22 protein-coding genes are annotated in these 26,813 nt (G+C 64.0%); 15 read left to right on the plus strand and 7 right to left on the minus strand.

The annotated features are described in order from the left end of the window. Window positions 1-15: 15 nt before the first annotated feature. Window positions 16-792, plus strand: a complete 777-nt coding sequence (locus tag FFI89_RS02150; RefSeq protein ID WP_138832464.1) for a thioredoxin family protein — start codon at window positions 16-18, stop codon at window positions 790-792. A gap of 429 nt (window positions 793-1,221) precedes the next feature. Further along, a complete protein-coding gene (locus FFI89_RS02155) occupies window positions 1,222-1,608 on the plus strand; it encodes a DUF2794 domain-containing protein (protein ID WP_138832466.1) in 387 nt (128 codons plus the stop codon). A gap of 244 nt (window positions 1,609-1,852) precedes the next feature. Here FFI89_RS02155 and FFI89_RS02160 read toward each other — a convergent pair whose 3' ends face one another. From FFI89_RS02160 to FFI89_RS02185, 5 genes are all read right to left on the minus strand, one after another. Continuing rightward, on the minus strand, window positions 1,853-2,836 hold the full coding sequence (locus tag FFI89_RS02160; RefSeq protein ID WP_210249065.1) for an MBL fold metallo-hydrolase: 984 nt from the start codon (window positions 2,834-2,836) through the stop codon (window positions 1,853-1,855). 609 nt (window positions 2,837-3,445) lie between these two features. Beyond that, the gene (locus FFI89_RS02170) at window positions 3,446-3,985 is read right to left on the minus strand and encodes a GNAT family N-acetyltransferase (protein WP_138832468.1); all 540 of its coding nucleotides are present in this window, start codon (window positions 3,983-3,985) and stop codon (window positions 3,446-3,448) included. Between the two features lie 85 nt (window positions 3,986-4,070). Then, window positions 4,071-4,865, minus strand: a complete 795-nt coding sequence (locus FFI89_RS02175; protein ID WP_138832470.1) for a Bax inhibitor-1/YccA family protein — start codon at window positions 4,863-4,865, stop codon at window positions 4,071-4,073. Between the two features lie 244 nt (window positions 4,866-5,109). Continuing rightward, complete coding sequence (locus tag FFI89_RS02180) at window positions 5,110-7,680, minus strand: ABC transporter permease (RefSeq protein WP_138832472.1); 2,571 nt, start codon at window positions 7,678-7,680, stop codon at window positions 5,110-5,112. A gap of 10 nt (window positions 7,681-7,690) precedes the next feature. After that, window positions 7,691-8,404: an ABC transporter ATP-binding protein gene (locus tag FFI89_RS02185; protein WP_138832473.1), complete on the minus strand. Its 714-nt coding sequence runs from the start codon at window positions 8,402-8,404 to the stop codon at window positions 7,691-7,693. Here FFI89_RS02185 and FFI89_RS02190 point away from each other — a divergent pair. From FFI89_RS02190 to FFI89_RS02245, 12 genes are all read left to right on the plus strand, one after another. After that, on the plus strand, window positions 8,403-9,119 hold the full coding sequence (locus tag FFI89_RS02190; RefSeq protein WP_210249066.1) for an arylesterase: 717 nt from the start codon (window positions 8,403-8,405) through the stop codon (window positions 9,117-9,119). The genes FFI89_RS02185 and FFI89_RS02190 overlap by 2 nt on opposite strands. Window positions 9,120-9,297: 178 nt before the next feature. Further along, window positions 9,298-9,834: an RNA 2',3'-cyclic phosphodiesterase gene (gene thpR, locus FFI89_RS02195; RefSeq protein WP_138832477.1), complete on the plus strand. Its 537-nt coding sequence runs from the start codon at window positions 9,298-9,300 to the stop codon at window positions 9,832-9,834. Window positions 9,835-9,965: 131 nt separating this feature from the next. After that, a complete protein-coding gene (gene zapE / locus FFI89_RS02200) occupies window positions 9,966-11,150 on the plus strand; it encodes a cell division protein ZapE (RefSeq protein WP_138832479.1) in 1,185 nt (394 codons plus the stop codon). A 249-nt stretch (window positions 11,151-11,399) separates the two neighbouring features. Further along, entirely contained in the window at window positions 11,400-12,368 is a 969-nt protein-coding gene (gene mdh / locus FFI89_RS02205; RefSeq protein WP_138832481.1) for a malate dehydrogenase, read from the plus strand. Between the two features lie 120 nt (window positions 12,369-12,488). Beyond that, on the plus strand, window positions 12,489-13,685 hold the full coding sequence (gene sucC / locus FFI89_RS02210) for an ADP-forming succinate--CoA ligase subunit beta (protein WP_138832483.1): 1,197 nt from the start codon (window positions 12,489-12,491) through the stop codon (window positions 13,683-13,685). A 2-nt stretch (window positions 13,686-13,687) separates the two neighbouring features. Continuing rightward, the gene (locus tag FFI89_RS02215) at window positions 13,688-14,164 is read left to right on the plus strand and encodes a DUF1579 family protein (RefSeq protein WP_138832485.1); all 477 of its coding nucleotides are present in this window, start codon (window positions 13,688-13,690) and stop codon (window positions 14,162-14,164) included. Between the two features lie 50 nt (window positions 14,165-14,214). Beyond that, window positions 14,215-15,099, plus strand: a complete 885-nt coding sequence (sucD, locus tag FFI89_RS02220) for a succinate--CoA ligase subunit alpha (protein ID WP_138832487.1) — start codon at window positions 14,215-14,217, stop codon at window positions 15,097-15,099. Window positions 15,100-15,233: 134 nt separating this feature from the next. Further along, window positions 15,234-18,191, plus strand: a complete 2,958-nt coding sequence (locus tag FFI89_RS02225; protein WP_138832489.1) for a 2-oxoglutarate dehydrogenase E1 component — start codon at window positions 15,234-15,236, stop codon at window positions 18,189-18,191. Window positions 18,192-18,348: 157 nt separating this feature from the next. Then, window positions 18,349-19,587, plus strand: coding sequence for a 2-oxoglutarate dehydrogenase complex dihydrolipoyllysine-residue succinyltransferase (gene odhB, locus FFI89_RS02230; protein WP_138832491.1), 1,239 nt, complete (start codon window positions 18,349-18,351; stop codon window positions 19,585-19,587). 80 nt (window positions 19,588-19,667) lie between these two features. Further along, window positions 19,668-20,414, plus strand: a complete 747-nt coding sequence (locus FFI89_RS02235) for an SDR family oxidoreductase (protein WP_168212752.1) — start codon at window positions 19,668-19,670, stop codon at window positions 20,412-20,414. A 35-nt stretch (window positions 20,415-20,449) separates the two neighbouring features. After that, window positions 20,450-21,853, plus strand: a complete 1,404-nt coding sequence (gene lpdA, locus FFI89_RS02240) for a dihydrolipoyl dehydrogenase (protein WP_138832495.1) — start codon at window positions 20,450-20,452, stop codon at window positions 21,851-21,853. A gap of 125 nt (window positions 21,854-21,978) precedes the next feature. Then, window positions 21,979-22,509, plus strand: coding sequence for a hypothetical protein (locus FFI89_RS02245; protein WP_138832497.1), 531 nt, complete (start codon window positions 21,979-21,981; stop codon window positions 22,507-22,509). 63 nt (window positions 22,510-22,572) lie between these two features. Here the strand turns inward: FFI89_RS02245 and FFI89_RS02250 are convergent, their stop codons facing one another. Together FFI89_RS02250 and FFI89_RS02255 are read right to left on the minus strand one after the other, a co-directional pair. Beyond that, window positions 22,573-23,163 carry a DUF4337 domain-containing protein gene (locus tag FFI89_RS02250; protein ID WP_138832499.1) on the minus strand — a complete coding sequence of 197 codons (591 nt, stop codon included), beginning with the start codon at window positions 23,161-23,163 and terminating at the stop codon, window positions 22,573-22,575. Between the two features lie 129 nt (window positions 23,164-23,292). Continuing rightward, a complete protein-coding gene (locus FFI89_RS02255; RefSeq protein ID WP_138832501.1) occupies window positions 23,293-24,270 on the minus strand; it encodes a tyrosine recombinase XerC in 978 nt (325 codons plus the stop codon). 127 nt (window positions 24,271-24,397) lie between these two features. On the opposite strand from FFI89_RS02255, the gene FFI89_RS02260 reads away from it, so the two are divergent. Then, entirely contained in the window at window positions 24,398-26,608 is a 2,211-nt protein-coding gene (locus FFI89_RS02260; protein ID WP_138832503.1) for a primosomal protein N', read from the plus strand. Window positions 26,609-26,813: the final 205 nt, after the last annotated feature.

Raw genomic sequence — 26,813 nt, forward strand, 5'->3', positions numbered from 1 at the left:
CGACCGGTTCGCAGTATGACAGCGATGATGGCCTATAATCGTATTTCGCGGTGGTCCGGAGCGCTCAGTGCAAGTGCGCTAAGTGTCTTTGCGATCGTCGCTATCATCCGTCCCGCCCACGCCGACCCGCGCGCCGTGGTTGAGCTGTTCACCTCGCAGGGATGTTCGTCCTGTCCGCCCGCCGACAAGATCCTCGGCGAGCTCTCCAAGGACCCTTCGGTGATCGCGCTGAGCATGCCGATCGACTATTGGGATTATCTCGGCTGGAAGGACACGCTGGCGGACTCGCGCTTCAGCGCCCGCCAGAAAGCCTACTCGCATATGCGCGGCGATCGCGACGTCTATACGCCGCAGATGATCGTCAACGGTTCGGCGCACGTGATCGGCAGCGACCGCGCCAGCATCGAAGGCGCGATCCAGGATACGACCAAGACCGATGGCGTGATGTCGGTGCCGGTGACGATGACGCTGTCCGGCAAGCAGATCAATGTTTCGGTCGCCGCCAGCAAGGCGCCGATGGCCGCGCATGGCGAAGTCTGGATCTGCTCGGTTTCGAAGGCAGTACCGATTTCGATCGGGCGCGGCGAAAATCGCGGCCGGGAAATCACCTACTACAATGTGGTGCGCAATCTGCTGAAGGTCGGCGACTGGAACGGCAATTCCGGAAGCTGGAGCGTGCCGATCGAGAATATCTCGCGCGAGGGCGTCGATGCCGCGGTCGTCTATGTCCAGGACGGCAATCGCGAGAAGCCGGGCCCGATGCTCGGCGCGGCCTATACGCCGCTGCGCTAGTTCTCTTTGGATTTTTGGGGACGGACGTCGCGGCTGCCGGCGAAGGTTGGCGGTCGCCGGACCGTGGCTGACGCCAGCAGGACCCCGGAAACGAAAGACGCCCGAAACGAAAAAGGACCAACTTTCGTTGGCCCAGGTTCGGGATTAACTCCCCTGCGAACAGGCCCGATCCCGACGGCCCCGGGGGGCTGGGGGCTGAGGAATCCGGAACCGAAAGGACCGGGCCAACGCAGAATCATCTTGTCGCAATCCAGCGGGGCGGTCGGTTGGCGGAAGTGGGGCAGCAATAAGATTCTGCTAACGATCGCGTGACTCGGTGTGTCCCGCGGGTAACGGACAATCCGTCGCGGTTTTCGTTGTGTTTACAATGGCCCTTGCGGTGCCCGGCGGTTAGCGCAATCATGTCGGGAGGATGACAGGAGGCGCTCGATGAGTTCGATGTCGGAGGACACTGATCCAAGCGAGAGTCGCGCAGTGGCGCGCACCGCCACTGCGAGCCCCGGGCAAACCAGTCCCTTGCCAAATCGCGTCACGTTCAATCGTCTGGAACTCAATCGTATCCTGAACCTGTACGGCCGCATGGTCGCGGACGGCGAGTGGCGCGACTACGCCATCGACTTCCTGAAAGACCGCGCGGTGTTTTCAGTGTTCCGCCGCGCCTCCGAAGTCCCGATCTATCGCATCGAGAAAGACCCGCGGCTGGCGCGCAAGCAGGGCATGTACAGCGTGATCACCGCGACCGGGCTGATCCTGCGCCGCGGCCACGAACTCGAACGCGTGCTGCTGGTGATCGACCGCAAGCTGGCGGTGGTGTAGGAGACCTGAGCGCGACGGCCCCTATCAGGGCGCGTACTCATGACGCGTTCTCATGAATCGAGTTCGTTCGTCGCGGGCTTGGCCAATGTCCGCTGTGCCCCAGTAGCGACCAAATTCCGCGCCGCAGCGAAATGACGCGATGTGCCAGGATCGGAAGTCATGGCCGTGGCTCATCGTTGATATCGAGACACCCGTGCTTGTTACGCTCGCGTCCTCGAACAATGACGGTATCAGCCTGGATGCTCTAGCGTCCGGCCTTGCGTTCGATCTCGAGCCGCTGTTCGGCGCCGATGCGCCACTCGGCGAGCAGTTTGAGGAATCCGTCCGGATCGACCAGCAGGTTGGGTTCGCCGGGCTTGCGCGCCATCAGCCTGTAATGAGTTTCCGTCAATCCGCTCGAAAAGGGATGAGGCGTAAGGTTCACTGTGACGGGTTGGTTAGGCTGCTTGACCAGTCCGCTGAGCCGGTCGAGGGTTGCAATGAAGCCTTCGACCTGTTTTGAACTCTTGATGGCATTGAGACCCAATCCGCCGATGGTGATTGCCCTGTAGAGGTTGGCGCCGTCCTTGACGTCGAAGGTGTAGGACGCGGTACCGAGCGTATGGCCAGGGGTCTCAAGCACGCCGAAGCTGTTGCCGCCGAGCTGGATGACGTCGCCGTCCTTCACCACGACATCCTGCGGGATCATCGACCAGGACCACGGCGTCGATTCCGATGCTCGCGCCGCCTCCATCGCCTCGTCCCAGCCGGCTTGCGTCATCACGAACTTTGCGTTGATCAGGAGCGGCTTGAGCTTGGCAGCGCCGCCGACATGGTCAAAGTGGCCGTGCGTCATGAGCACATATTTGATGTCGGCGAGATTGATCCCGGCCTTGCCGAGGTTTGCAACCAGCCGGTCGACATGGGGCTCATGAAGGGTGTCGATCAGCACCACGCCGTCGGCGGTCCGGATTGCCCAGGCAGATACCCAGCACACGCCGACGGACTGGATGTTGTCGAATGCGTGCCAGGGTTCGACCGCCTGCTGCGCATTGGCATCGCGCTGCCAGCTGCGCCAGGCATCCGGGGGCGGCTTTCCGACGCTGGCGAAAGCGTTGAAGGCCGCCAGAATTTCTTTGGAGGGGCAGCCCTCGAACGGCTGGGCTGCCAGCGGATTAGCTGACGCAGTCACGAGCAGCACCGTAAGCCCAAATGACATAATCCACTCGGAGAAGGTCAGGCGAGGCATGATGTATCTCCGGGACCCGGATGTTAGACACTTGTGCGGGCCGCCAAATGCAGGCCGCCAAATCCAATAAAGCCGCGCGGCTGCTCATTTTGGAATGATGCACCTTGCAAGCGCAAAAGCATACAGATTTGAACCGGAGCTACGGAAAAATGGTCCGGCGACCTGCTTCGGACGGTGATGAGGCACATGTCTGCTTCGGGTCCAATCGCGACTGGGTCGAGCCAGCAGCAAGTCCGGCCATGCCCGCAATGCCGCCGAAGCGGAAGTGACTTCATGGCATTAGCAGCAACCGCGATGGACGTGATTCAAGCTTCGAAACCTGCAGTCTCGAATCATGCGCTACGAACTCAGCGACTTTGAGGGACCTGGAGCCTTTTCCGTTCCGATAGAATCGGAACGGGGCTCCAGTTTCTTGTTTTGACGCGTTTTCTTGACGCGAACCGGTATCCACTTCGCTCGAAAACGCTCTGGTCTACTTTGCATGGGGTTGTTTTCGCGATTTTGTGTTCAGGCCCTACGGTTCAGCGCAGAAGAGGCGTTGCGCCGCGTCCGGGACACGCGCGATCGTTAGTGCTTCACGCTTACGGCGAATCGAAATCAACTCCAGCGTTAAGCCTTCGAGTCCGCCGGCAGCGTCGTCGCACCTTCGCCGAGCGCGCGCTGCATCATCACGGTATCGAGCCAGCGGCCGAATTTGAGGCCGACATCGGGGTGCGTCCCGATCATCTGGAAACCGGTTTTGGTGTGGACGCCGATCGAGCCGGCATTGGCGGAGTCGCCGATCACGGCGATCATCTGCCGGTAGCCGCGGGTCTCGCATTCGGCGATCAGCCGCTGCAGCAATTGCAGGCCGATGCCGCGGCGGTGGATCGCCGGCTGCAGGTAGACCGAATTCTCCACCGTGAAGCGATAGGCCGGCCGCGGCCGGTACGGCCCGGCATAGGCATAGCCGATGACGCGGCCTTCGACGGCGGCGACCAGATACGGAAATCCGCCGTCCATCAAGGCCCGGAAGCGCCGGGTCATCTCGGCAAGGTCGGGTGGGATCAGCTCGAAGGTCGCGGTGCCATAACGCACCGCGTGCTCGTAGATCTCGGTGACAAAGGGGAGGTCGGCCTCGGTGGCGGGCCTGATTTCAGGGGTGGACATGCGCGCAGATTATTTTTGCCGGCCGCAAAAGAAAAGCCCCGGCCGCGAGGGCCGGGGCTGCAAATTTAGCCTTGGTCGGAAGCGTCTAGTTGTCGCGCTGTCCGAGCAGCTGCAGCAGCAGCGTGAACAGGTTGATGAAGTTCAGGTAGAGCGACAGCGCACCGGTGATCGCCGCCCGCTCCGCCACCACACCACCCTGCGACGCGTAGCCGTAGATGTAGTCGTTCTTCAGCCGCTGGGTGTCCCAGGCGGTGAGGCCCGCGAACACCAGCACGCCGACCACCGAGACGATGAACTGCAGCATCGAGCTTGCCAGGAACAGGTTGACCAGGCTTGCGATGATGATGCCGATCAGGCCCATGAACAGGAACGACCCCATGCCGCTCATGTCACGCTTGGTGGTGTAGCCGTAGAGGCTCAGCGCGCCGAAGGTCGCCGCGGTGATGAAGAACACCCGTACGATCGAGGTGTGGGTGTACACCAGGAAGATCGACGACAGCGAAACGCCCATCAGCGCCGAGAACACCCAGAACAGCATCTGGGCGGCCGCGGGCTGCAGCCGGTTGATGCCGGCAGAGATCACGAACACCATGACCAGCGGCGCGAAGATGAACAGCCACTTCAGCGGGCTGACATACATCGCGTAGCCGAACGGGGTCAGGAAGGCGCTGCCGAACTTGGCCGCACCGGCCGACGGATCCGTCGTCACCGCTGCCATGTAGACACCGAGCGCCGCCAGGCCGGTGATGGCCAGGCCGATGCTCATGTAGTTGTAGATGCGCAGCATGTAGGCGCGCAGACCGGCATCGACGGTCGCGGCGTCAGCGCGCCCGGCGGCCCGGCCGAAAGGAGAAGCGTAGTTACGGTCTAGGTCCGACATGGTCGAATTCCCGTTGGTTGCCCGGCGGAGCGCAAGGGGTTTGCGGCGCCGGTTCGAAATCTATCTCAGATGACCGCGATTTGCCGACATTAATTTTGTGTCATCAAACCGGGTCTGTTCCCATCCGATATGTGGGAAACTAACACATTTGCTGCAAGCTTCCACGCGCGGCTGAATGTCGCTCTATCAGGCGATTTCCGAGCAAAAGCAGCGTTAACCCTGCCCTGGTCCCCGCTACAATTTGTCACAAATTCCGCAACACGCTGGCCGGCTTCTGGTTCAGGGCCAGCAACGTCCCGGCGAGTCCGAGGCCGACGGTGACGACCAGGGCGGCGGCGACCACGCCGGCCGCGCTGCCGGCCTGCCATATGAAGCTCAACGTCATCAGCCGGGTCACGATCAGCCAGGCCGCGACCGAGCCCGCGATCACGCCGAACACGGCGGTGGCAAAGCCGATCATCAGGTATTCCAGCGCATAGGCGCCGAGCAGCCGTGCCCGGGTGGCGCCGAGCGTCTTCAGGATCACCGCGTCGTAGACCCGGTGGCGATGGCCGGCGGCGAGCGCCCCGCCCAGCACCAGGATGGCCGAGATCAGCGTCACCGCGCTGGCGCCGCGGATCGCCAACACGAGGTTGGTGACGACGGTGCCGATGGTCTCCAGCGCCTCGCGCACCCGTACGCTGGTCACCATCGGGAAGGCATCCGCGACCTGCCGGATGATCCGGGCGTCGCCGGCGGCGTCCGGGTGGGCCTCGGTCAGGGTGGCGACATGGGTGAGCGGGGCGCCCTTGAAGGCGTTCGGCGAGAACACCAGCACGAAATTGATGCCGAGGCCCTGCCAGTCGATGTTGCGCAGGTTGGCGATCTTGGCCGGGATGTCGCGGCCGAGCACGTTGACCACGACCTCGTCGCCGATCTTGAGCTTCAAGCCGTCGGCAATCTTCCTCTCCATCGAGACCAGCGGCGGGCCGCTATAGTCCTTACCCCACCATTCGCCCTCGACGATCTTGGAGCCTTTTGGGACCTCGCCGGTATAGGTCAGGCCGCGGTCGCTCTGCAGCACCCATTCGGAATCCTGGGATGCGCCGAGTTCCTCGGCCTTGACGCCGCGGGCGGCGACGATGCGCCCGCGCAGCATCGGCACGTCCTCCACGGTCGAGTCGGGCGCCGTCTGCTTGAGGAAGGCGCCGAAGCGGTCGGCCTCCGTGGTCGGAATGTCGATGAAGAAGAACGAGGGCGCGCGATCCGGCAGCGCGGCCAAAAACTGCCGGCGCAGGTTGCCGTCGATCTGGGTGATGGTGACCAGTACCGCGAGGCCGAGGCCGAGCGACATCACGACCGACGGCGTCAGCGCGCCCGGCCGGTAGATATTGGCAATCGCCAGCCGCAGCATGGTGATCCGGGATCGCGGCAGCCGGCGGGCCAGCGCCATCAGGCCGGCGGCGACGCCGCGCAGCACCGCGAACACGACGATCGAGGAAACCACGAACACGGCGGCGACGCGCTTGTCGTAGGCGAGGCCAATGGCAACGCCGATCAGCAGCGCGATCACCACGGCCATCAGCGCGAGATAGCTCCAGCGCGGGCGATGCCATTCGCGGGCGACCTCTTCGCGAAACAGTGCGGCGACCGGCACGTCGTGGACCCGGCCGAGCGGCCACAGCCCGAAGGCGAGCGCGGTGAGCAGGCCGTAGATAAACGACAATGCGAGCTCGTCCGGGTGCAGCGCCGGGATCACCGGCAGCGGCAGCAGCTTGCCGAACAGGCCGACGATGACGAACGGCAGCGCGGCGCCGGCCGCCAGCCCGATCACCGAGCCGATCCCGGCCAGCACGATCACCTGGGTCAGATAGATCGTGAAGACGTCGCGGCCGGTGGCGCCGAGCGCCTTGAACGCGGCAATGACGTCGCGGCGGCGGTCGATGTGGCTCTTGACCGCGTTGGCGACGCCGACGCCGCCGACCAGCAGGGCGGCGAGGCCGACCAACGTGAGAAATTGCGTAAAGCGGCTGATGGTGCGTTCGAGCTGCGGCGAGGCGTTGCCGCGGCTGCGAATTTCCCAGCCGGCCTGCGGCAGCGTCGCCCGCGCATCGTCGACCAGCCGGGTCGCGGCGCGATCATCGGCCGCATTGTCCGGCAGCCTCACCCGGTAAATCCATCGCACCAGGCTGCCCGGCTGCAGCAGCCCGGTCGCGCGCAAACTGGTCTCGCTGACCAGAAAGCGCGGCCCGAGGCCGACATTGCCGGCAAGCTTGTCCGGCTCGGCCTCGACCACGCTGCGGATCTGGTAGGGGGCGTTGCCGATGGTGACGCGGTCGCCGAGCTTGAGGTCGAGCCGCGCCAGCAGGGTGGAGTCGACTGCCGCGCCGAACGCCCCGTCACGCTCGGCGAGCAGGTCCGCCATCGGCATTTTGGGATCGAGCGTCAACTCGCCGAGCATCGGGTAGTTGCCGTCGACCGCCTTGAGTTCGACCAGCGCCAGTCGGCCGTCGCCGCTGCGGACCATTACCCGCAAGGCGGCTGCGACCGACACCTCGCCGCGCGTGCGCAGGAAGGCGACTTCGTCGGGCTTGGCCTCGCGCTGAATCAGCGAGAACGCGACATCGCCGCCGAGCAGCGTGCGGCCTTCCCGCGTCAGACCTTCGCTGAGGCTGGCGGCGACCGAGCCGACGCCGGCAATCGCCATCACGCCGAGCGCGATGCAGGCGATGAAGACGTAAAAGCCGCGCAGGCCGCTGCGCAATTCACGCAGGGCATAACGCAGCGCCAGCGATGATCCGCGGCTGCGGTAAACGGGTTCGGCGATGGTGGTCATGCAATGACGTTCATGCGTGGGTGTCGATCTTTCCGGAGCGCAGCCGCACCACGCGATCGCAGCGTTGCGCGAGCGAGGTGTCGTGCGTCACCAGCACCAGGGTCATGCCGCGCTCGGCATGTTTGGTGAACAGCAAATCGACGATCTGCTTGCCGGTGGCTTCGTCGAGATTGCCGGTCGGTTCGTCGGCGACGAGAATGGCGGGATCGGGCGCCAGCGCACGGGCCAGTGCCACGCGCTGCTGTTCGCCGCCGGACAATTGCGTCGGGTAGTGATGCAGGCGATCGCCGAGTCCGACCGCGGTCAATTCCTGCGCCGCGCGCTCGGCCGCATCGGGGTTGCCGGCGAGTTCCAGCGGCACCGCGACGTTCTCCAGCGCGGTCATGGTCGGGATCAGATGGAACGACTGGAACACGATGCCGACTTGGCGGCCGCGGAAGCGCGCCAGCGCATCCTCGTCGAGGGCATTGAACGGCGTTCCGTTCACCACCACTTCTCCGCTGTCAGGACGTTCCAACCCCGCCATCACCATCAGCAAGGTCGATTTGCCCGAGCCTGACGGCCCGATCAGGCCGATCGCCTCGCCCGATGCCACACGAAGGCTGATATCTTTCAGGATATGAACGCGCGCGGCACCGGTGCCGAGCGAGAGATTGACGTTGGAAATGGAAATGGTGTCCGGCTGGAGGCCGATCAGTGAAGAGGATGCGATGAGACTGTCCATGGCTCGGTCATATGGCACTTCCGCCGCTCGGGTCGAGGGCTGGCGAGGAATCTTCGCGCACATACGCGTGTTGATTATGGCTTTGATGACGGCGGGACCGGTTTTGGCGCAAAGCCCGGCCCAAGAACCGATCAAGTCCCCCGCCAAACCGGTCAAGATGGTCGTATTGGGCGATTCCTTGAGCGCCGGCCTCGGCCTGTCGGGTTCGGCGGCGTTCCCGGCCCGGCTGCAAAAAGCCTTGAGCGACAAGGGGATAAAGGTCGACATGATCAATGCCGGGGTGTCCGGCGATACCGCTTCGGGCGGCCGCGACCGGCTCGACTGGTCGATCCCCGAGGGAACCGAGGCGGTCGTTCTCGAACTCGGCGCCAACGACGCCTTGCGCGGCACCGACCCCGCCGTTACCCGCGCCGCATTAACCGATATCCTGACGCGGCTGAAGGCGCGCAAGATCGCGGTGCTGTTGTGCGGCATGGTAGCGCCGCCCAATTATGGCCGCGAGTACGCGGCCAAATTCAACGCGATCTATCCGGAGCTTTCGAAATCGTTCGACGTCCCGCTCTATCCGTTTTTCCTCGAAGGGGTCGCGGCCGACGCCAAGCTCAATCAGGCCGACGGCTTGCATCCGACCGCCGAGGGCGTCGACGTCATCGTGAAAAATATTCTGCCCGCTGTGCAGGCACTTGTCGGCACGATCTCCGGGCAACGCAGTTGAAAAGCCGGCAATCAACGACGTTACCCAACGTTTTTTCCGTAGCTTTCCGGAGAGCGCGTGCCGGATGCTTCGCAGAGTCACATAAGTCGGGTAGAAATTAGGGATCGGTGATTCGTCACCGGGTTTGTTGTCAGGCGTGAGCCTCAGGGCATCGCGCCTTTGCATCGAGGATCTTGCGATGCCGCGTTTGTTCGCTGGACTGGAAATTCCGGCCGAGATCGGCCAGCAACTTTCCAATTTGCGTGGCGGCCTTCCCGGCGCACGCTGGATCGATCCCGAAAATTATCACGTCACCTTGCGCTTCATCGGCGATATCGACGGCATGTCGGCGAATGAAATCGCCTCGCTGCTGTTTCGGATCAACCGCAAGCCGTTCGAGGTCAAGGTGCAGGGCCTGCAAAGCTTCGGCGGCAAGAAACCGCGCGCGGTGGTCGCCGCCGTCGAGCCGAGCCGGCCGCTGATCGAATTGCAGGCCGAACTCGAGCGGCTGATGCAACGCCTCGGGCTCGATCCTGAAGGGCGCAAGTTCGTTCCCCATGTCACGCTGGCGCGGCTGCACGATGCCTCGAGCCAGGACGTCGCCGATTATCTTTCGGTGCGCGGCTATTTCCCGAGCCGAACCTTCATGGCCTCGCGTTTCGTGCTGTTCTCCTCCCGCGCCTCCACCGGCGGCGGGCCCTATGTGGTCGAGGATTCCTACGCGCTGAGTGCGTAGCCGAAAGGCCGCGGCGTACTGGATACCCGCTTTCGCGGGTATGACGGCTTGGGCGTGGCGAGTATTTGCATACCGCGTACACCAATTCACGGCTTGCAATTTCCGTCGCGGTGGGGCCGTAAGATGGGCCCATGCTGTCCACCTTGCCCAATTCGTTCCGTTCCCAATATCAGGCCCTGGTTTCCTCCGGCGCGATCGAGGCCGATCCGGCGCAGGCCGACGCCGTCGCGGCGTTGGCTGATCTCGACGAGCGGCTTTCGGACTACAAGCCGCGGCGCAAGCAGAACCTGTTCGGCCGGCTGTTCGGCGACAAGGACGAGGCGCCGCCGCGCGGGCTGTACGTTTATGGCGAAGTCGGCCGCGGCAAGACCATGCTGATGGATCTGTTCTTTCAGTACAGCCCGGTCGAACACAAGCGCCGCGCCCATTTCCACGAATTCATGGCCGAGGTGCATGAGCGGATATACGGCTACCGCCAGAACATTGCGCGCGGCGAGATCGCCGATGGTGACGTCATCACGCTGACCGCGAACGCGATCTTCGATGAGGCCTGGCTGTTGTGCTTCGACGAATTCCACGTCACCGACATTGCGGACGCGATGATCCTGGGGCGGCTGTTCTCAAAACTGTTCGATCTCGGCACCGTCGTGGTGGCGACCTCGAACGTAGCACCCGAGGATCTCTACAAAGGCGGCCTGAACCGCGCGCTGTTCCTGCCTTTCATCGCGCAGATCTCGGATCACATGGACGTGCTGCGGCTCGATGCGCGTACGGATTTCCGGCTGGAAAAACTCGTCGGCGTGAACATGTGGCTGGTGCCCGCCGATGATGCGGCCAAGGCCGCGCTCGACAAGGCCTGGGGCAGGATGACCGGCAACGCGCCGTGCAAGGCGCGCGACATCTCGATCAAGGGCCGGGTCCTGCACGTGCCCTGTTCGGCGAACGGCGTCGCGCGATTCACGTTTGCCGATATCTGCGAAAAGCCGCTGGCCGCATCGGACTATCTGCGGCTGGCGCACGACTATCACACCATCCTGATCGATCGCATTCCGGTGATGGACTACGCCGAGCGCAACGCCGCCAAGCGCTTCATCTCGCTGATCGACACGCTGTACGACAATGCGGTGAAGCTGATGGCCTCGGCCGCGGCCGATCCGGTGTCGCTGTACCTGGCCACCGACGGCGTCGAGGCCAACGAGTTCAAGCGGACCGCCTCGCGGCTGATCGAAATGAGTTCGGAATCCTATCTGGCGCTGCCGCACGGGCGGAAGGATTCCGCGGCGAGCGGGTCGACCACGGGGCTGGTGGAGACGTAGGTATTTACGCCGTCATTCCCGAGTGCACGAAGTGCGAACCTCAGGGGTGCAATTGCGCCTCGGGGAATCTCGAGATTCCGGGTTCGATGCTGCGCATCGCCCCGGAATGACAAGAGAGAGCCCCTGACCGAATTCAAGGCAGGACCGACAATTGGGCACGCCCCGACTTGAACGTATCAATCGAAAGGGATAACCAGCCGTCCAGCCTGACTTCCCTCTCCCTCTTCGTCTCAGAAGGACAAATTTCCCATGGCGCGCGACAAGATTGCTTTGATTGGCTCCGGTCAGATCGGCGGAACGCTGGCTCACCTCGTCGGCCTGAAGGAGCTCGGCGACGTCGTGATGTTCGATATCGCCGAGGGCGTGCCGCAGGGCAAGGCGCTCGATATCGCGCAGTCGTCCCCGGTCGACGGTTTCGACTCCCACCTGACCGGCGCCAATTCCTATGAGGCGCTGGACAATGCCAAGGTCTGCATCGTCACCGCCGGCGTGCCGCGCAAGCCCGGCATGAGCCGCGACGATCTTCTGAGCATCAACCTCAAGGTCATGGAACAGGTCGGCGCCGGCATCAAGAAATACGCGCCCGACGCCTTCGTCATCTGCATCACCAACCCGCTGGATGCGATGGTCTGGGCGCTGCAGAAGGCCTCCGGCCTGCCGCACAAAAAGGTGGTCGGCATGGCCGGCGTGCTCGACTCCGCGCGCTTCCGCTATTTCCTGGCCGACGAATTCAACGTCTCGGTCGAGGACGTTACCGCCTTCGTGCTCGGCGGCCACGGCGACACCATGGTGCCGCTGACGAAATATTCCACCGTCGCCGGCATTCCGCTGCCCGACCTGGTCAAGATGGGCTGGACCTCGCAGGCCCGCATCGACGAGATCGTCGACCGCACCCGCAACGGCGGCGCCGAGATCGTCAATCTCTTGAAGACCGGTTCGGCCTTCTATGCGCCGGCCGCCTCCGCGATCGCGATGGCCGAGAGCTATCTGAAGGACAAGAAGCGCGTGATGCCCTGCGCCGCCTATCTCAACGGCGAATACGGCGTGAAGGACATGTATGTCGGCGTGCCCGTCGTGATCGGATCGAAGGGCGTCGAGCGGATCGTCGAGATCGAGCTGGCCGGTAAGGACCGCGAAGCTTTCGACAAGTCGGTCGGCGCCGTTCAGGGCCTGGTTGAGGCCTGCAAGAAGATCGCGCCCGATCTGCTAGGCCGTTGATCCTGTTCGGCTAACAGCCGATTGCAGGGAGCAGTTGCACTTCGTCTGGTATATGGTATACCAGACGAAAATCCGGTGTGAGCATCAACCGCACCGCGTCAGGCTTTGGGGAGCGTCGCGATGAATATCCATGAATACCAGGCCAAGGCCCTGCTGCATGAATTCGGCGTGCCGATTTCGCGCGGCGTGCCTGTCTTGAAGGCCTCGGATTCCGACGCTGCCGCCAAGACGCTTCCCGGCCCGATCTGGGTGGTCAAGAGCCAGATCCACGCCGGCGGCCGCGGCAAGGGCAAGTTCAAGGAAGCCTCGGCCGGCGACAAGGGCGGCGTCCGCATCGCCAAGTCGGTCGCCGAGGTTAACGAATTCGTCAAGCAGATGCTGGGCGCGACGCTGCTCACGATCCAGACCGGCGCGCGCGGCAAGCAGGTCAACCGCCTCTACATCGAGGAAGGCTCCGACATCGACAAGGAGTTCTATCTCTCGATCCTGGTCAACCGCGAAACCTCGGAAGTCTCGTTCGTGGTCTCGACCGAGGGCGGCGTCAACATCGAGGACGTCGCGCACAACAATCCCGAAAAGATCGTCACCTTCTCGGTCGATCCGGCGACCGGCATCATGCCCCATCACGGCCGCACGGTGGCGAATGCGCTCAATCTAAACGGCGATCTCGCCAAGCAGGCCGAGAAGCTGGTGGTGCAGCTCTACAACGCCTTCACCGCCAAGGACATGGCGATGCTGGAAATCAATCCGCTGGTCGTCACCAGGCAGGGCCTGTTGCGCGTGCTCGACGCCAAGGTGTCATTCGACGACAACGCGATGTATCGCCATCCCGACATCGTCGCGCTGCGCGACGAGACCGAAGAGGACGCCAAGGAAATCGAGGCGTCGAAATACGATCTCAATTACGTGACGCTCGACGGCACCATCGGCTGCATGGTCAACGGCGCCGGCCTCGCCATGGCGACCATGGACATCATCAAGCTTTACGGCATGGAGCCGGCGAACTTCCTCGACGTCGGCGGCGGCGCCAGCAAGGAAAAGGTTGCCGCGGCCTTCAAGATCATTACCGCCGATCCCAACGTGAAGGGCATCCTGGTCAACATCTTCGGCGGCATCATGAAGTGCGACATCATTGCCGAGGGCGTGGTAGCCGCCGTCAAGGAAGTCGGCCTGAAAGTGCCGCTGGTGGTGCGGCTCGAAGGCACCAATGTCGACGCCGGCAAGAAGATCATCCGCGAGTCCGGTCTCAACGTCGTGCCCGCCGACAATCTCGACGATGCCGCGCAGAAAATCGTGAAAGCCGTTAAGGGAGGCTAGCGATGGCTGACCATCTCGACGCACCGACGCTGCTCGACGAACACCGCAAGCTCGCGGCGTTTGCAGGCGAATGGAGCGGCGAAGAGATGGTCTATCCGTCACGCTGGACCGCGGGCGGACCCGCGACCTCGCACGTGGTCGCGCGCATCGCCCTCAACGGCTTCTACCTGATCCAGGACACCGTCCAGAATCGCGACGGCAAGCAGGTCTTCGCCACCCACGGCGTCTTCACCTACGATCGCGAGGATCGGCTCTACAAATTGTTCTGGCACGATTCGCTCGGCTACTACCCGCCATCGCCGGCTTCCGGCGGCTGGACCGGCAAGACGCTGATCCTGGTGCGCGGCTCGCTGCGCGGCAATGCGCGCCATGTCTACGAAGTCGTCGACGACAACAACTACACCATGAAAATCCAGTTCTCGCCTGACGCCGAAGGATGGGCCGACGTGCTCACCGGCGCGTACCGGCGAATCCACTAGCTCTCCTTTTAGCTCTCCCTTTCCTGGCCATTTGCGAAAGTAAATCCATCATGTCCGTTCTGATCGACAAGAATACCAAAGTCATCTGCCAGGGCTTTACTGGCAAGAACGGCACGTTCCATTCCGAGGCCGCGATCGCGTACGGCACCAAGATGGTCGGCGGCACTTCGCCTGGCAAAGGCGGCTCCATGCATCTCGGACTGCCGGTGTTCGATACGGTCGCCGACGCGCGTGAAAAGACCGGCGCCGACGCTTCCGTGATCTATGTCCCGCCGCCGGGGGCAGCAGATGCGATCTGCGAAGCGATCGACGCGGAAATCCCGCTGATCGTCTGCATCACCGAAGGCATTCCGGTGCTCGACATGGTCCGGGTGAAGAGATCGTTGAGCGGATCGAAATCGCGCCTGATCGGGCCGAATTGCCCGGGCGTGATGACCGCGGGCGAATGCAAGATCGGCATCATGCCGGCCAACATCTTCAAGCCCGGCAGCGTCGGCATCGTCTCGCGTTCGGGCACGCTGACCTATGAGGCCGTGTTCCAGACCACCCAGGAAGGCCTCGGCCAGACCACCGCGGTCGGCATCGGCGGCGACCCGGTCAAGGGCACCGAATTCATCGACGTGCTGGAAATGTTCCTGGCCGACCCCAAGACCACCTCGATCGTCATGATCGGCGAAATCGGCGGATCCGCCGAGGAGGACGCCGCCCAGTTCATCAAGGACGAGGCCAAGCGCGGCCGCAAGAAGCCGATGGTCGGTTTCATCGCCGGGGTTACCGCCCCTCCCGGCCGCCGCATGGGCCATGCCGGCGCGATTATCTCCGGCGGCAAGGGCGACGCCGGATCCAAGACCGCGGCGATGGAAGCGGCCGGAATCACGGTCTCTCCGTCGCCGGCGCGGCTCGGACATACCCTTGTCGAAAAATTGAAGTCGTAATTCAATTCTTGGTTCTTTTGGGCGCGAAAGTTCGTCCAAAATAGGATAGAGGGTTCTTTATCCAGCCGATCCGGCCTCCGGATCGGCTTTTGCGCCGTCTGTTACGCGCGAACCGAAATCACCAGGACGCCCTCATGTCTCGTCAGGACGCGAATGCCGCTTTTGCCCTCTCCTCGTTTTTGCAGGGCGCCAATGCCACCTATATCGACGAACTCTACGCCCGCTACGAGCAGGATCCGGCCTCGGTCGACGCCGACTGGCAGGCGTTCTTCAAAAGCCTGAAGGACAGCCCTGCCGACGTCCAGAAGAACGCCGAGGGCGCTTCCTGGGGTCGCGCCAACTGGCCGCTGACGCCGCGAGACGACCTGACCTCCGCGCTGGATGGCAACTGGGTCACCGTCGAGAAAGCGGTCGGCGCCAAGCTGGCCGCCAGGGCGCAGGCCAAGGGCGCTGAAATATCGGCCGCCGACGTCCACCAGGCGACGCGGGATTCGGTCCGCGCCCTGATGCTGATCCGCGCCTACCGCATGCGCGGTCATTTCCACGCCAAGCTCGATCCGCTCGGCATCGAGGCGCCGCGCGATCGCGAAGAGCTCGATCCGCGTTCCTATGGCTTCACCGAGGCCGATTTCGACCGCAAGATCTTCCTCGACCACGTGCTCGGCCTCGAATACGGCACGCTGCGCGAAATCGTCGCGATCTGCGAGCGGACCTACTGCCAGACGCTCGGCGTCGAGTTCATGCACATCACCAACGCCGCGCAGAAGGCCTGGATCCAGGAGCGCATCGAGGGACCGGACAAGGAAATCAGTTTCACCCGCGAGGGCCGGCGCGCGATTCTCAACAAGCTGATCGAAGCCGAGGGCTTCGAGAAGTTCTGCGACCTGAAATTCACCGGCACCAAGCGCTTCGGCCTCGACGGCGGCGAGGCGCTGATCCCGGCGCTGGAGCAGATCATCAAGCGCGGCGGCAATCTCGGCGTCAAGGAGATCGTCTTCGGCATGCCGCACCGCGGCCGCCTCAACGTGCTGACCCAGGTGATGGGCAAGCCGCATCGCGCGCTGTTTCACGAATTCAAGGGCGGCTCCGCCAATCCCGACGCGGTCGAAGGCTCCGGCGACGTCAAGTATCATCTCGGCGCATCGTCCGACCGCGAGTTCGACAACAACAAGATCCATCTGTCGCTGACCGCCAACCCGTCGCACCTGGAGATCGTCGATCCCGTGGTGCTCGGCAAGGTGCGCGCCAAGCAGGACCAGCATGGCGATCCGCCGGACATGCGCATTTCCGTGCTGCCGCTGCTGATGCATGGCGATGCGGCGTTCGCCGGCCAGGGCGTGGTGGCGGAATGCTTTGCGTTGTCGGACCTGAAAGGCTACCGCACCGGCGGTTCGCTGCATTTCATCGTCAACAACCAGATCGGCTTTACCACCTATCCGCGTTACTCGCGCTCCTCGCCCTATCCGTCCGACGTGGCGAAGATGATCGACGCGCCGATCTTCCACGTCAACGGCGACGATCCGGAAGCCGTGGTGTTCGCGGCCAAGGTCGCGATCGAGTTCCGGCAGAAATTCCACAAGCCCGTCGTGATCGACATGTTCTGCTATCGCAGGCACGGTCACAACGAAGGCGACGAGCCGATGTTCACCCAGCCGGTGATGTACAAGAAGATCGGATCGCATCCCGGCACGGTCGAGATCTATTCCAAGCGGCTGATTGCCGACGGCGTGATGACGGAAGGCGAGGTCGAAAAGGCCAAGGCCGACTGGCGCGCGCGGCTCGATGCCGAGCTCGAGGCCGGCTCGGGCTACAAGCCGAACAAGGCCGACTGGCTCGACGGCAAGTGGGCCGGCTTCAAGTCCGCCGACCAGGAAGAAGACGCCCGCCGCGGCATCACCGGCGTCGACGTCAATGTGCTGAAGGAGATCGGCCGCAAGATCACCAAGGTGCCCGACGGCTTCCGGGTTCATCGCACCATCCAGCGTTTCCTGGAGAACCGCGCCAAGGCGATCGACAACGGCGTCGGCATCGACTGGGCGACCGGCGAGGCGCTGGCGTTCTGCTCGCTGCTGCAGGAAGGCCATCACGTCCGGCTATCCGGCCAGGACTCGGAGCGTGGCACCTTCTCGCAGCGTCATTCGGTGCTGATCGATCAGGAGGACGAGGGCCGCTACACGCCGTTCAACCATCTCGGCGGCGAACAGGGCCATTACGAGGTCATCAACTCGCTGCTGTCCGAAGAGGCCGTGCTCGGCTTCGAGTACGGCTATACGCTGGCCGAGCCGAATGCGCTGGCGATGTGGGAAGCCCAGTTCGGCGACTTCGCCAACGGCGCGCAGGTCCTGTTCGACCAGTTCATTTCGTCCGGCGAGCGCAAATGGCTGCGCATGTCCGGCCTGGTCTGCCTGCTGCCGCATGGCTATGAAGGGCAGGGGCCGGAGCATTCCTCGGCGCGGCTCGAGCGCTTTCTGCAGATGTGCGCCGAAGACAACATGCAGGTGGTCTATCCCACCACGCCGGCGAACTACTTCCATGCGCTGCGGCGCCAGCTGCATCGCGAGATCCGCAAGCCGCTGATCATGATGACGCCGAAGTCGCTGTTGCGCAACAAGCGCGCGGTCTCGCGGCTGGATGAACTCGGCACCGACGCCACCTTCCACCGTATTCTCTACGATGACGCCCAGATGCTGCCCGACGAGCCCATCAAGCTCGTGTCCGACGACAAGATCCGGCGCGTCGTGCTGTGCTCGGGCAAGGTCTATTACGACCTCTACGAGGAGCGCGAGAAGCGCGGCATCAACGACATCTACCTGATGCGTGTCGAGCAGCTTTATCCGGTGCCGCTGAAGGCGCTGGTGCACGAGCTCGGACGCTTCAAGGGTGCCGAGCTGGTCTGGTGTCAGGAAGAGCCGCGCAACATGGGCGCGTGGCACTTCATCGAGCCCTATCTCGAATGGGTGCTGAACCAGATCCACGCGCCGAACAAGCGTCCGCGTTACGCCGGCCGCGCCGCGTCGGCGGCAACCGCCACCGGTTTGATGTCGAAGCATCTGGCGCAGCTCAAGGCCCTGCTGGATGAGGCGCTGAACTAGAATTTTTTCATTTGTCTTGCCCCGCGCAGGCGGGGCATCCAGTAAGCCGCGCCGTCCGTTTTAGCCACGACCGCTTCGGAGTACTGGATCGTCCGCTCCAGTGCGCAATTGCGCACAAGGCGGACGATGACGGCACCAACGACTGGGGAAACAGACCATGATTGAAATTCGTGTTCCGACGCTCGGCGAGTCCGTGACGGAAGCCACCATCGGCCGCTGGTTCAAGAAGGCAGGCGACGCCGTGGCGGTGGACGAACCGTTGGTCGAGCTCGAGACCGACAAGGTCACCATCGAAGTCCCGGCGCCGTCGGCGGGCGTGCTCGGCGAGATCGCCGCCAAGGATGGCGAAACCGTCGCGGTCGGCGCCCTGCTCGGGCAGATCACGGAAGGGGCAGGCGGCGCGAAGCCGGCCGCCGCTCCGGCCAAGGCTCCCGCGGCCGCCGCCGCACCGGCTGCCGCGCCTGCGGCTCCGGCGCCGAAGGCCGCTCCTGCCGATGCGCCGCTGGCGCCGTCGGTCCGCAAGCTTTCCGCCGAAAGCGGCGTCGACGCCGCGACGGTTCCGGGCTCCGGCAAGGATGGCCGCGTCACCAAGGGCGACATGCTGGCTGCGATCGAGAAGGCGGCCTCGGCGCCGACGCCGGTCAATCAGCCGGCGGCCGCCGTGCAGGTGCGCGCACCGTCACCCGCCGACGATGCCGCGCGCGAAGAGCGCGTGAAGATGACGCGGCTGCGTCAGACCATCGCGCGCCGGCTAAAGGACGTGCAGAACACCGCCGCGATGCTCACGACTTTCAATGAGGTCGACATGAGCCACATCATGGAGATGCGGTCGCTGTACAAGGACGTGTTCGAGAAGAAGCACGGCACCAAGCTCGGCTTCATGGGTTTCTTCGTCAAGGCCTGCGTGCAGGCGCTAAAGGACATCCCGGCCGTCAACGCCGAGATCGACGGCACCGACCTGATCTACAAGAACTACTATCACATCGGCGTTGCCGTCGGCACCGACAAGGGCCTGGTCGTGCCTGTCGTGCGCGACTGCGACCACAAGTCGATCTCCGACATCGAAAAATCGATCGCCGATTTCGGCCGCCGCGCCCGTGACGGCCAGCTCAAGATCGACGAGATGCAGGGCGGCACCTTCACCATCACCAATGGCGGCATCTACGGTTCGCTGATGTCGACGCCGATCCTGAACGCGCCGCAGTCCGCCATTCTCGGCATGCACAAGATCCAGGAACGGCCGGTGGCGATCGGCGGCAAGGTCGAGATCCGCCCGATGATGTATCTGGCGCTGTCCTACGATCACCGCGTGATCGACGGCAAGGAAGCGGTGACGTTCCTGGTTCGCGTCAAGGAAAGCCTGGAAGATCCGGCGCGGATGGTGCTGGATCTCTGAGGCTTCGGCCTGCCGGCATCGGCGTTCGAGCCCGGGCTCGGGCGCCCTTGATCGATACGCTTTGACTATTGGGGGCTGATGTGACGGACAAGGTTGTTGTGATCACCGGCGGGAGCCGCGGCATCGGCCGCGCTGCCGCGCTTGCCGCCGCCGCGCGCGGTTTCCGTGTCGTGGTCGGCTATGCCAGCAACGAGGCCGCGGCCAAGGAAGTAGTCGCCTCGATCGAGCGCAAGAACGGCAAGGCGATCGCGGTGAAATGCGACGTCGCCAGCGAGAAGGATATTCTGGCGCTGTTCACTGCCGCCGACGATTTCGGCAAGCTCGGCGCGCTTGTCAACAATGCCGGCATTGTCGGGCCGTCGGCGCGGGTCGAAGACATGTCGGCCGAGCGCATCCAGCGCATGATGGCGATCAACGTCACCGGCAGCATCCTGTGCGCGCGCGAAGCCGTCAAGCGGATGTCGACCCGCAACGGCGGCGAGGGCGGCGTCATCGTCAACCTCTCCTCGGTCGCGGCGAAACTCGGCGCGCCCAATACCTATGTCGATTATGCGGCGTCCAAGGGCGCGGTGGATTCCTTCACCGTCGGCCTCGGCCATGAGGTGGCCGGCGAGGGCATCCGCGTCGCCGCGATCCGCCCCGGCCTGATCGATACCGAAATTCATGCGAGCGGCGGCGAGCCCGATCGCGCCCACCGGCTCGCGCACATGGTGCCGATGCAACGGGTCGGCACCGCGGAGGAAATCGCCAACGCCATCGTCTGGCTGATGTCGGACGAGGCGTCCTACGTTACCAGCGCCATCCTTGATGTCTCGGGCGGCCGCTAATACCTGTCACATCCCTCAGCTACAGGACTTCGATCATGGCTACCTACGATCTCGTCGTCATCGGCACCGGCCCCGGCGGATATGTCTGCGCGGTGCGCGCGGCGCAACTCGGCATGAAGGTCGCCGTGGTCGAGAAGAACGCGACGCTGGGCGGCACCTGCCTCAACGTCGGCTGCATGCCGTCGAAGGCGTTGCTGCATGCTTCCGAAATGTTCGAGGAAGCCGGGCACTCCTTTGCCAAGATGGGCGTCAGCGTTTCCACGCCGAAGCTCGATCTGCCGGCGATGATGGATTTCAAGCAGCAGGGCATCGACGGCAACGTCAAGGGCGTCGAGTTCCTGATGAAGAAGAACAAGATCGACGTCATCAACGGCAAGGCGAGGATTCTCGGCGCCGGCAAGGTCGAGGTGACCGGCAGCGACGGCAAGACGCAGGTGGTCGAGACCAAAAACATCGTCATCGCCACCGGCTCGGATATCGCGCGGCTGAAGGGCATCGAGATCGACGAGAAGCGCATCGTGTCGTCGACCGGCGCGCTGTCGCTCGACAAGGTGCCGTCGAGCCTGTTGATCGTCGGCGCCGGCGTGATCGGGCTCGAACTCGGCTCGGTGTGGCACCGGTTGGGCGCCAAGGTCACCGTCGTGGAATTCCTCGATCGTATCCTGCCCGGCATGGATGGCGAAGTGGCCAAGCAATTCCAGCGCATCCTCGAAAAGCAGGGTTTTGTGTTCAAGCTCGGCGCCAAGGTCACCGGCATCGACACCTCCGGCAAGGCGCTCGCGGTCAAGGTCGAGCCGGCGGCCGGCGGTGCGGCGGAGACGCTCGAAGCCGATGTGGTTCTGGTCTGCATCGGCCGCGTGCCCTACACTGAGGGCCTCGGCCTGAAGGAGGCCGGCGTTGCGCTCGACAATCGCGGCCGCGTCGAGATCGACGCGCACTTTTCCACCAGCGTGAAGGGCATCTATGCGATCGGCGACGTCGTCGCGGGCCCGATGCTCGCGCACAAGGCCGAGGACGAAGGCGTGGCCTGCGCGGAAATCATCGCAGGGCAGGCCGGCCATGTGAATTACGATGTGATCCCAGGTGTTGTGTATACCACGCCGGAAGTGTCGTCGGTCGGCAAGACCGAGGAGGAGCTGAAGCAGGCCGGTGTGGCGTATACGTCGGGAAAATTCCCCTTCACCGCCAACGGCCGTTCCAAGGTCAACCAGACCACCGAGGGTTTCGTGAAGATTCTCGCAGATGCGAAGACGGATCGGGTGCTCGGCGTGCACATTGTCGGCCGCGAAGCCGGCGAAATGATCCATGAAGCCTGCGTTTTGATGGAGTTCGGCGGTTCCGCCGAGGATCTGGCGCGGACTTGCCATGCCCATCCGACCCGCTCCGAAGCGATCAAGGAAGCGGCGCTTGCAGTCGGCAAGCGGGCGATCCATATGTGATCGACGTCCGGCAGAAGCCGGGTGCATGATCCGGGAACGTGGATGCCGGCTTTCCGGAAAGATCATGCTCAAACGAGAAGATAGGGCGGGATGACGAAAGTCAGGCCGCTCTAGAGATTACGTGCATGATGCGCCGCCTACTTCAACCGTTCTGGATTTTGCTCGCGGTCATCTTCCTGATCGAGGCATGGCTGTGGGATCATCTCGAGCCGATCGTGGCGCGCGTCGTCGCGCTGATCCCGCTGCGCGCCTTCAAGCAATGGCTGGCGGAGCGCGTCGACACGCTGTCGCCGGCGATGACGCTGATCGTGTTTCTCGTGCCGGTGATTCCGCTGTTTCCGCTCAAGCTGGCCGGGCTGTGGCTGTTGGCCCATGAATATTGGATCGCGGCCGTCGTCACCATCGTGTTCGCGAAATTCCTGGGCGTAGGCGTCACCGCGTTCATCTTCGACGTGACGCGTGAGAAGCTGTTGGAAATGCGCTGGTTCGAGAAGCTCTATGAATTCGTGCTGGCCATGCGTGCCAAGGCCGCCGCCCTGGTCGAGCCGGTCAAGCAGCGGATTCGTGATGTCGTGCGCGGCGATGGCGACGGCTGGTCATCGCGCATGCTGCGGTTGATCCAGCGCTTCCGCAAAAGCGTGCACGAAGCGCGCTAAATTACTGGATCACCCGCTCCCGTGCGCAATTGCGCACAAGGCGGGTGACGACAGCAGCGGCGCTCAGTGCAGATGCAGGAAGTGCGGCGCGTAGACGCCGAGTGCGGTCACCACGATGCCTGCCAGCGCCAGCGCGCCTGAAACCCAGGCCAGCACGATCATGCCGGTGATGATGGTCGCCGAAGCCAGCACGATGCCGATCTGGAAGGCGGCCGACGCCAGTTCATAGTGATGATACTTGGCTGTCGCCTCGTCGCGTTGGTGCTCGGCTTCCTTGGCGCGTTCGGAGAGCTGTTCCGAACCTTCGCCGGTTTCCGGTTCCGAGCGATAGCGCGACGCGGTCTTGTTCCAGTCGTCGATCTGCTTTTGCAGCGCCGCCTTGCCGGCATCGTCGCCCACGGTCCCGAGGCTGAGCTTGGCGTGTTCGGCGGTGGCCTGCACCACGGTGCGGCGGATGCTCTTGGCCTGGAAGAAGGCCCACAGGTTCGAGGCCTCGACGTTCTTGCTGATCGATTCGGTCTGCGCGCCCTTGCCCAGCGTTTCCGACAGCGCCAGGCACAAGGCGATCACCGCGATCAGCAGCGCGATCTTCCTGTTTTCGCCCGAAGCCTCCTCGGCATGCTCCGCATGCTCCATGCTCTCATGTGCGCTCATGGTTCCCTCCTGCCAGATGACGGGATCACGATTGCCGAACCGCAACGCCGGCGCAAGGGGGCAGCAGCGAGGACGAACAAGGCAGTTGCCGGTGTGACGGCAATGTGTCGCTACGAGGCAATGGCCTTGTCAGCGGCGCGGATGCGCGGTGCGGTAGACTTCCAGCAGCCGCTCCGAGTCGATGCCGGTATAGATCTGCGTGGTCGAGAGCGAGGCGTGACCAAGCAATTCCTGGATCGCGCGCAGGTCGCCGCCGCGGCTCAACAGGTGAGTCGCGAAGGAGTGCCGCAGCGCATGCGGCGTTGCGCTGTCGGGCAGGCCGAGCGAGCCGCGCAGCCGCTCCATGGTGAGCTGGATAATGCGGGGGCTGAGCGGCCCGCCGCGGGCGCCGACGAAGATCGGTCCCGCCGGCGGCAGCGGATGCGGGCACATCGCAGTATAGTCGGCGATCAGCGCCAGCACGTTTTGCAGCACCGGGACCATCCGGGTCTTGTTGCCTTTGCCGGTCACGATGATGACGTCGCCTTCGCCGGGCTTCGGCACGTCGCGGTGCTTCAGCCCCAGCGCCTCGGAGATACGCAGGCCGGAACCATAGAGCAGCGCCATCACGGCGGCATCGCGGGCCCAGATCCAGGGATCGCGATCCTCGCCGGCACGTTCGTCGGCGTCGGCAAGCCGTTTGGCGGCGGCCATCTGGATCGGCTTCGGCAGGCTCTTGCCGATTTTTGGCGCGCGGATCGCCGACAATGCGCCGACCTTGCCCTTGCCTTCGCGTTCCAGGAATCGTCCGAACGACCGCAGGCCCGCCAGCGTCCGCATCAGCGAGCGACCGCCGATATCGTCGGCGCGGCGCATCGCCATAAAGGCCCTGACGTCACTGGCTTCGAGCGCGGCAAACGCCTTGAGCGACACGCGCTTGCCCCAGTGCTCGCAGAGAAAGCCCAGGCACTGCCGCAAGTCGCGGGCATAGGCCTCCAGCGTCTTCGGCGACAGCCGCCGTTCGGCGCGCAGATGCGTCAGCCAGCGCGTCATCTCCAGCGCCAGGCTCTCCTCGGCGCAATCGAGCTCGACGGTTTGAATTGGCGCTGCAAGTGGAGCTTTGGTCATGGAGCTATGGCGCCCTGATTCTTTGGCGATTATATCGCACCTCTTTCGCTTACCTTCCGTTAACTTGGGTGGCCCCCGCCGCCACGCGCCTTTACCTTAAGCCGTTGCCACCCCCGAGCCTGATTCGATGGACCATTCCACGCGCCAAACCACCTCAGCGGCCTCGTCGACGCGTGTCGTCGACGTGCTGGTGCCGGTTGCGCTCAATCAGGCCTATTCCTATCGCGTGCCGCGCGGCATGGAACTGAAGCCCGGCGACGTCGTCTGCGTGCCGCTCGGTCCGCGCGAGGTGGTGGCCGTGGTGTGGGCGGAGAACGCCACGCCCGACCCGCGGCTGCACAACCGCCTCAAGGATGTCGGTGAAAAGCTCGACGTGCCGCCGCTCAAGGAGGAGCTGCGCCATCTGGTCGACTGGGTTTCCAATTACACGCTGTCGCCGCGCGGCATGGTGCTGCGGATGTGCCTGCGGATGGGAGAAAATCTCGGACCTGAGCGGATGCGGCTCGGCGTCCGGCTGATCGGCGAACCGCCGCGCCGCCTGACGCCGGCACGGCGGCGTCTGATCGAGGTGCTTTCGGATGGCTTGCTGCACGGCAAGTCCGAGGCGGCGAGGGAAGCCGGCGTCAGTGCCGGCGTGATCGACGGTCTGGTCGACGAGGGCACGGTGACGGTCGAAGCGATGCCGCCGCCGCTAGCACCGCCGGCGCCCGATCCGGCCTTTGCGCAACCGGAATTCTCTTCCCTGCAACGTAGCGCCGTCGATGCGATGCGGGCGCTGGCCGCCAACGGCAGCTTTCACGTTGCCCTGCTCGATGGCGTCACCGGTTCGGGCAAGACCGAAGTCTATTTCGAGGCGATCGCCGAAACCGTTCGGCGCGCCAAGCAGACGCTGATCCTGATGCCCGAGATCGCGCTGACCGGACAGTTTCTCGATCGCTTCGCGCAGCGTTTCGGCGTGCGTCCGCTGGAGTGGCATTCGGAATTGACGCCGCGCACCCGCGCGCGCAACTGGGCCGCGATCGCATCTGGCGAGGCGCCGGTCGTGGTCGGCGCCCGCTCCGCGCTGTTCATGCCCTATGCGGATCTGGGGCTGATTGTCGTCGATGAAGAGCACGACCAGGCCTACAAGCAGAGCGACGGCGCGCATTATCATGCCCGCGACATGGCGGTGGTGCGCGCGCGGATCGAAAAGATTCCGATCATCCTGGCCTCGGCGACACCGTCGGTCGAGACCGAGGTCAACGCCCGCAAGGGCCGCTATCAGCGCGTGGCGCTGCCGTCGCGCTTCGGTGGCCAGCACATGCCGCATATCGAGGCGATCGACCTGCGCCGCGCGCCGCCGCCGCGCGGCCGTTTCATCTCGCCGCCGCTGGCCGAGCAGATCAAGTTCGCAATCGAGAAGCGCGAACAGGCGCTGTTGTTCCTCAACCGCCGCGGTTACGCGCCGCTGACCCTATGCCGGGCCTGCGGGCACCGCTTTGCCTGCACCATCTGCGACGCCTGGCTGGTGGACCATCGTTTTCGGCAGCGGCTGGTGTGCCACCATTGCGGCTTCTCGATGCCACGCCCGAATATCTGTCCGCATTGTGCGGCCGAGGAATCGCTGGTCGCGGTCGGCCCCGGCGTCGAGCGCCTGCAGGAGGAAGCCGCGCAATTGTTTCCGCAAGCCCGTACCATGGTGCTGTCGAGCGACCTGATCACCTCGATCGAGACCATGCGCAGCGAACTGAACGAAATCGCGGAAGGACGCGTCGACATCATCATCGGCACGCAGCTGGTGGCGAAGGGCCATAATTTCCCGCGGCTCAATCTGGTCGGCGTCATCGATGCGGATTTGGGCCTCGGCAACGGCGATCCGCGCGCCGCCGAGCGGACATGGCAGTTGCTGAACCAGGTGATCGGACGCGCCGGCCGCGACCAGGGCCGCGGCGTCGGCTACCTGCAGACCCATCAGCCCGAACATCCCGTGATGAAGGCGCTGATCGCCTGCGACCGCGAGGCGTTCTACGCCAGCGAGATCGACGCCCGCGAACGCACCGGGTATCCGCCGTTCGGCCGGCTCGCCAGCCTGATCATTTCCGCGGGCGACCGGCCGACCGCGGAAGGCTTTGCACGAAAACTCGCCGCGGTCGCGCCTCTCGACGAGCGCATCCAGGTGCTGGGGCCCGCCGAGGCGCCGCTGGCGGTGATCAAGGGCCGCTATCGGTTCCGGCTGCTGGTGAAGTCGCTGCGCAATGTCGACCTGTCGGACTACTTGCGCGAATGGCTCGCGAGCGGCCCGAAGACCAAGGGCAATCTCAAGCTCGAGGTCGATGTCGATCCGCAGAGCTTTTTGTAGCGGCCCGTCATTCCGGGATGGTGCGTAAGCACCAGACCTCAGGTGCGCACTTGCGCACCGGGGAATCTCGAGGTTCCGGGTTCGATGCTCCGCATCGCCCCGGAACGACGATGGAGGACAAACAAAAAAAAGCCTGCCGTCATTTGCGACGGCAGGCTTTTATCGGCCGCGCGAAACAATCCGCGACCGTTACGCAAACGCAACG

The organism is Bradyrhizobium sp. KBS0727 (assembly GCF_005937885.2).
In the GTDB taxonomy this organism is placed as follows: domain Bacteria; phylum Pseudomonadota; class Alphaproteobacteria; order Rhizobiales; family Xanthobacteraceae; genus Bradyrhizobium.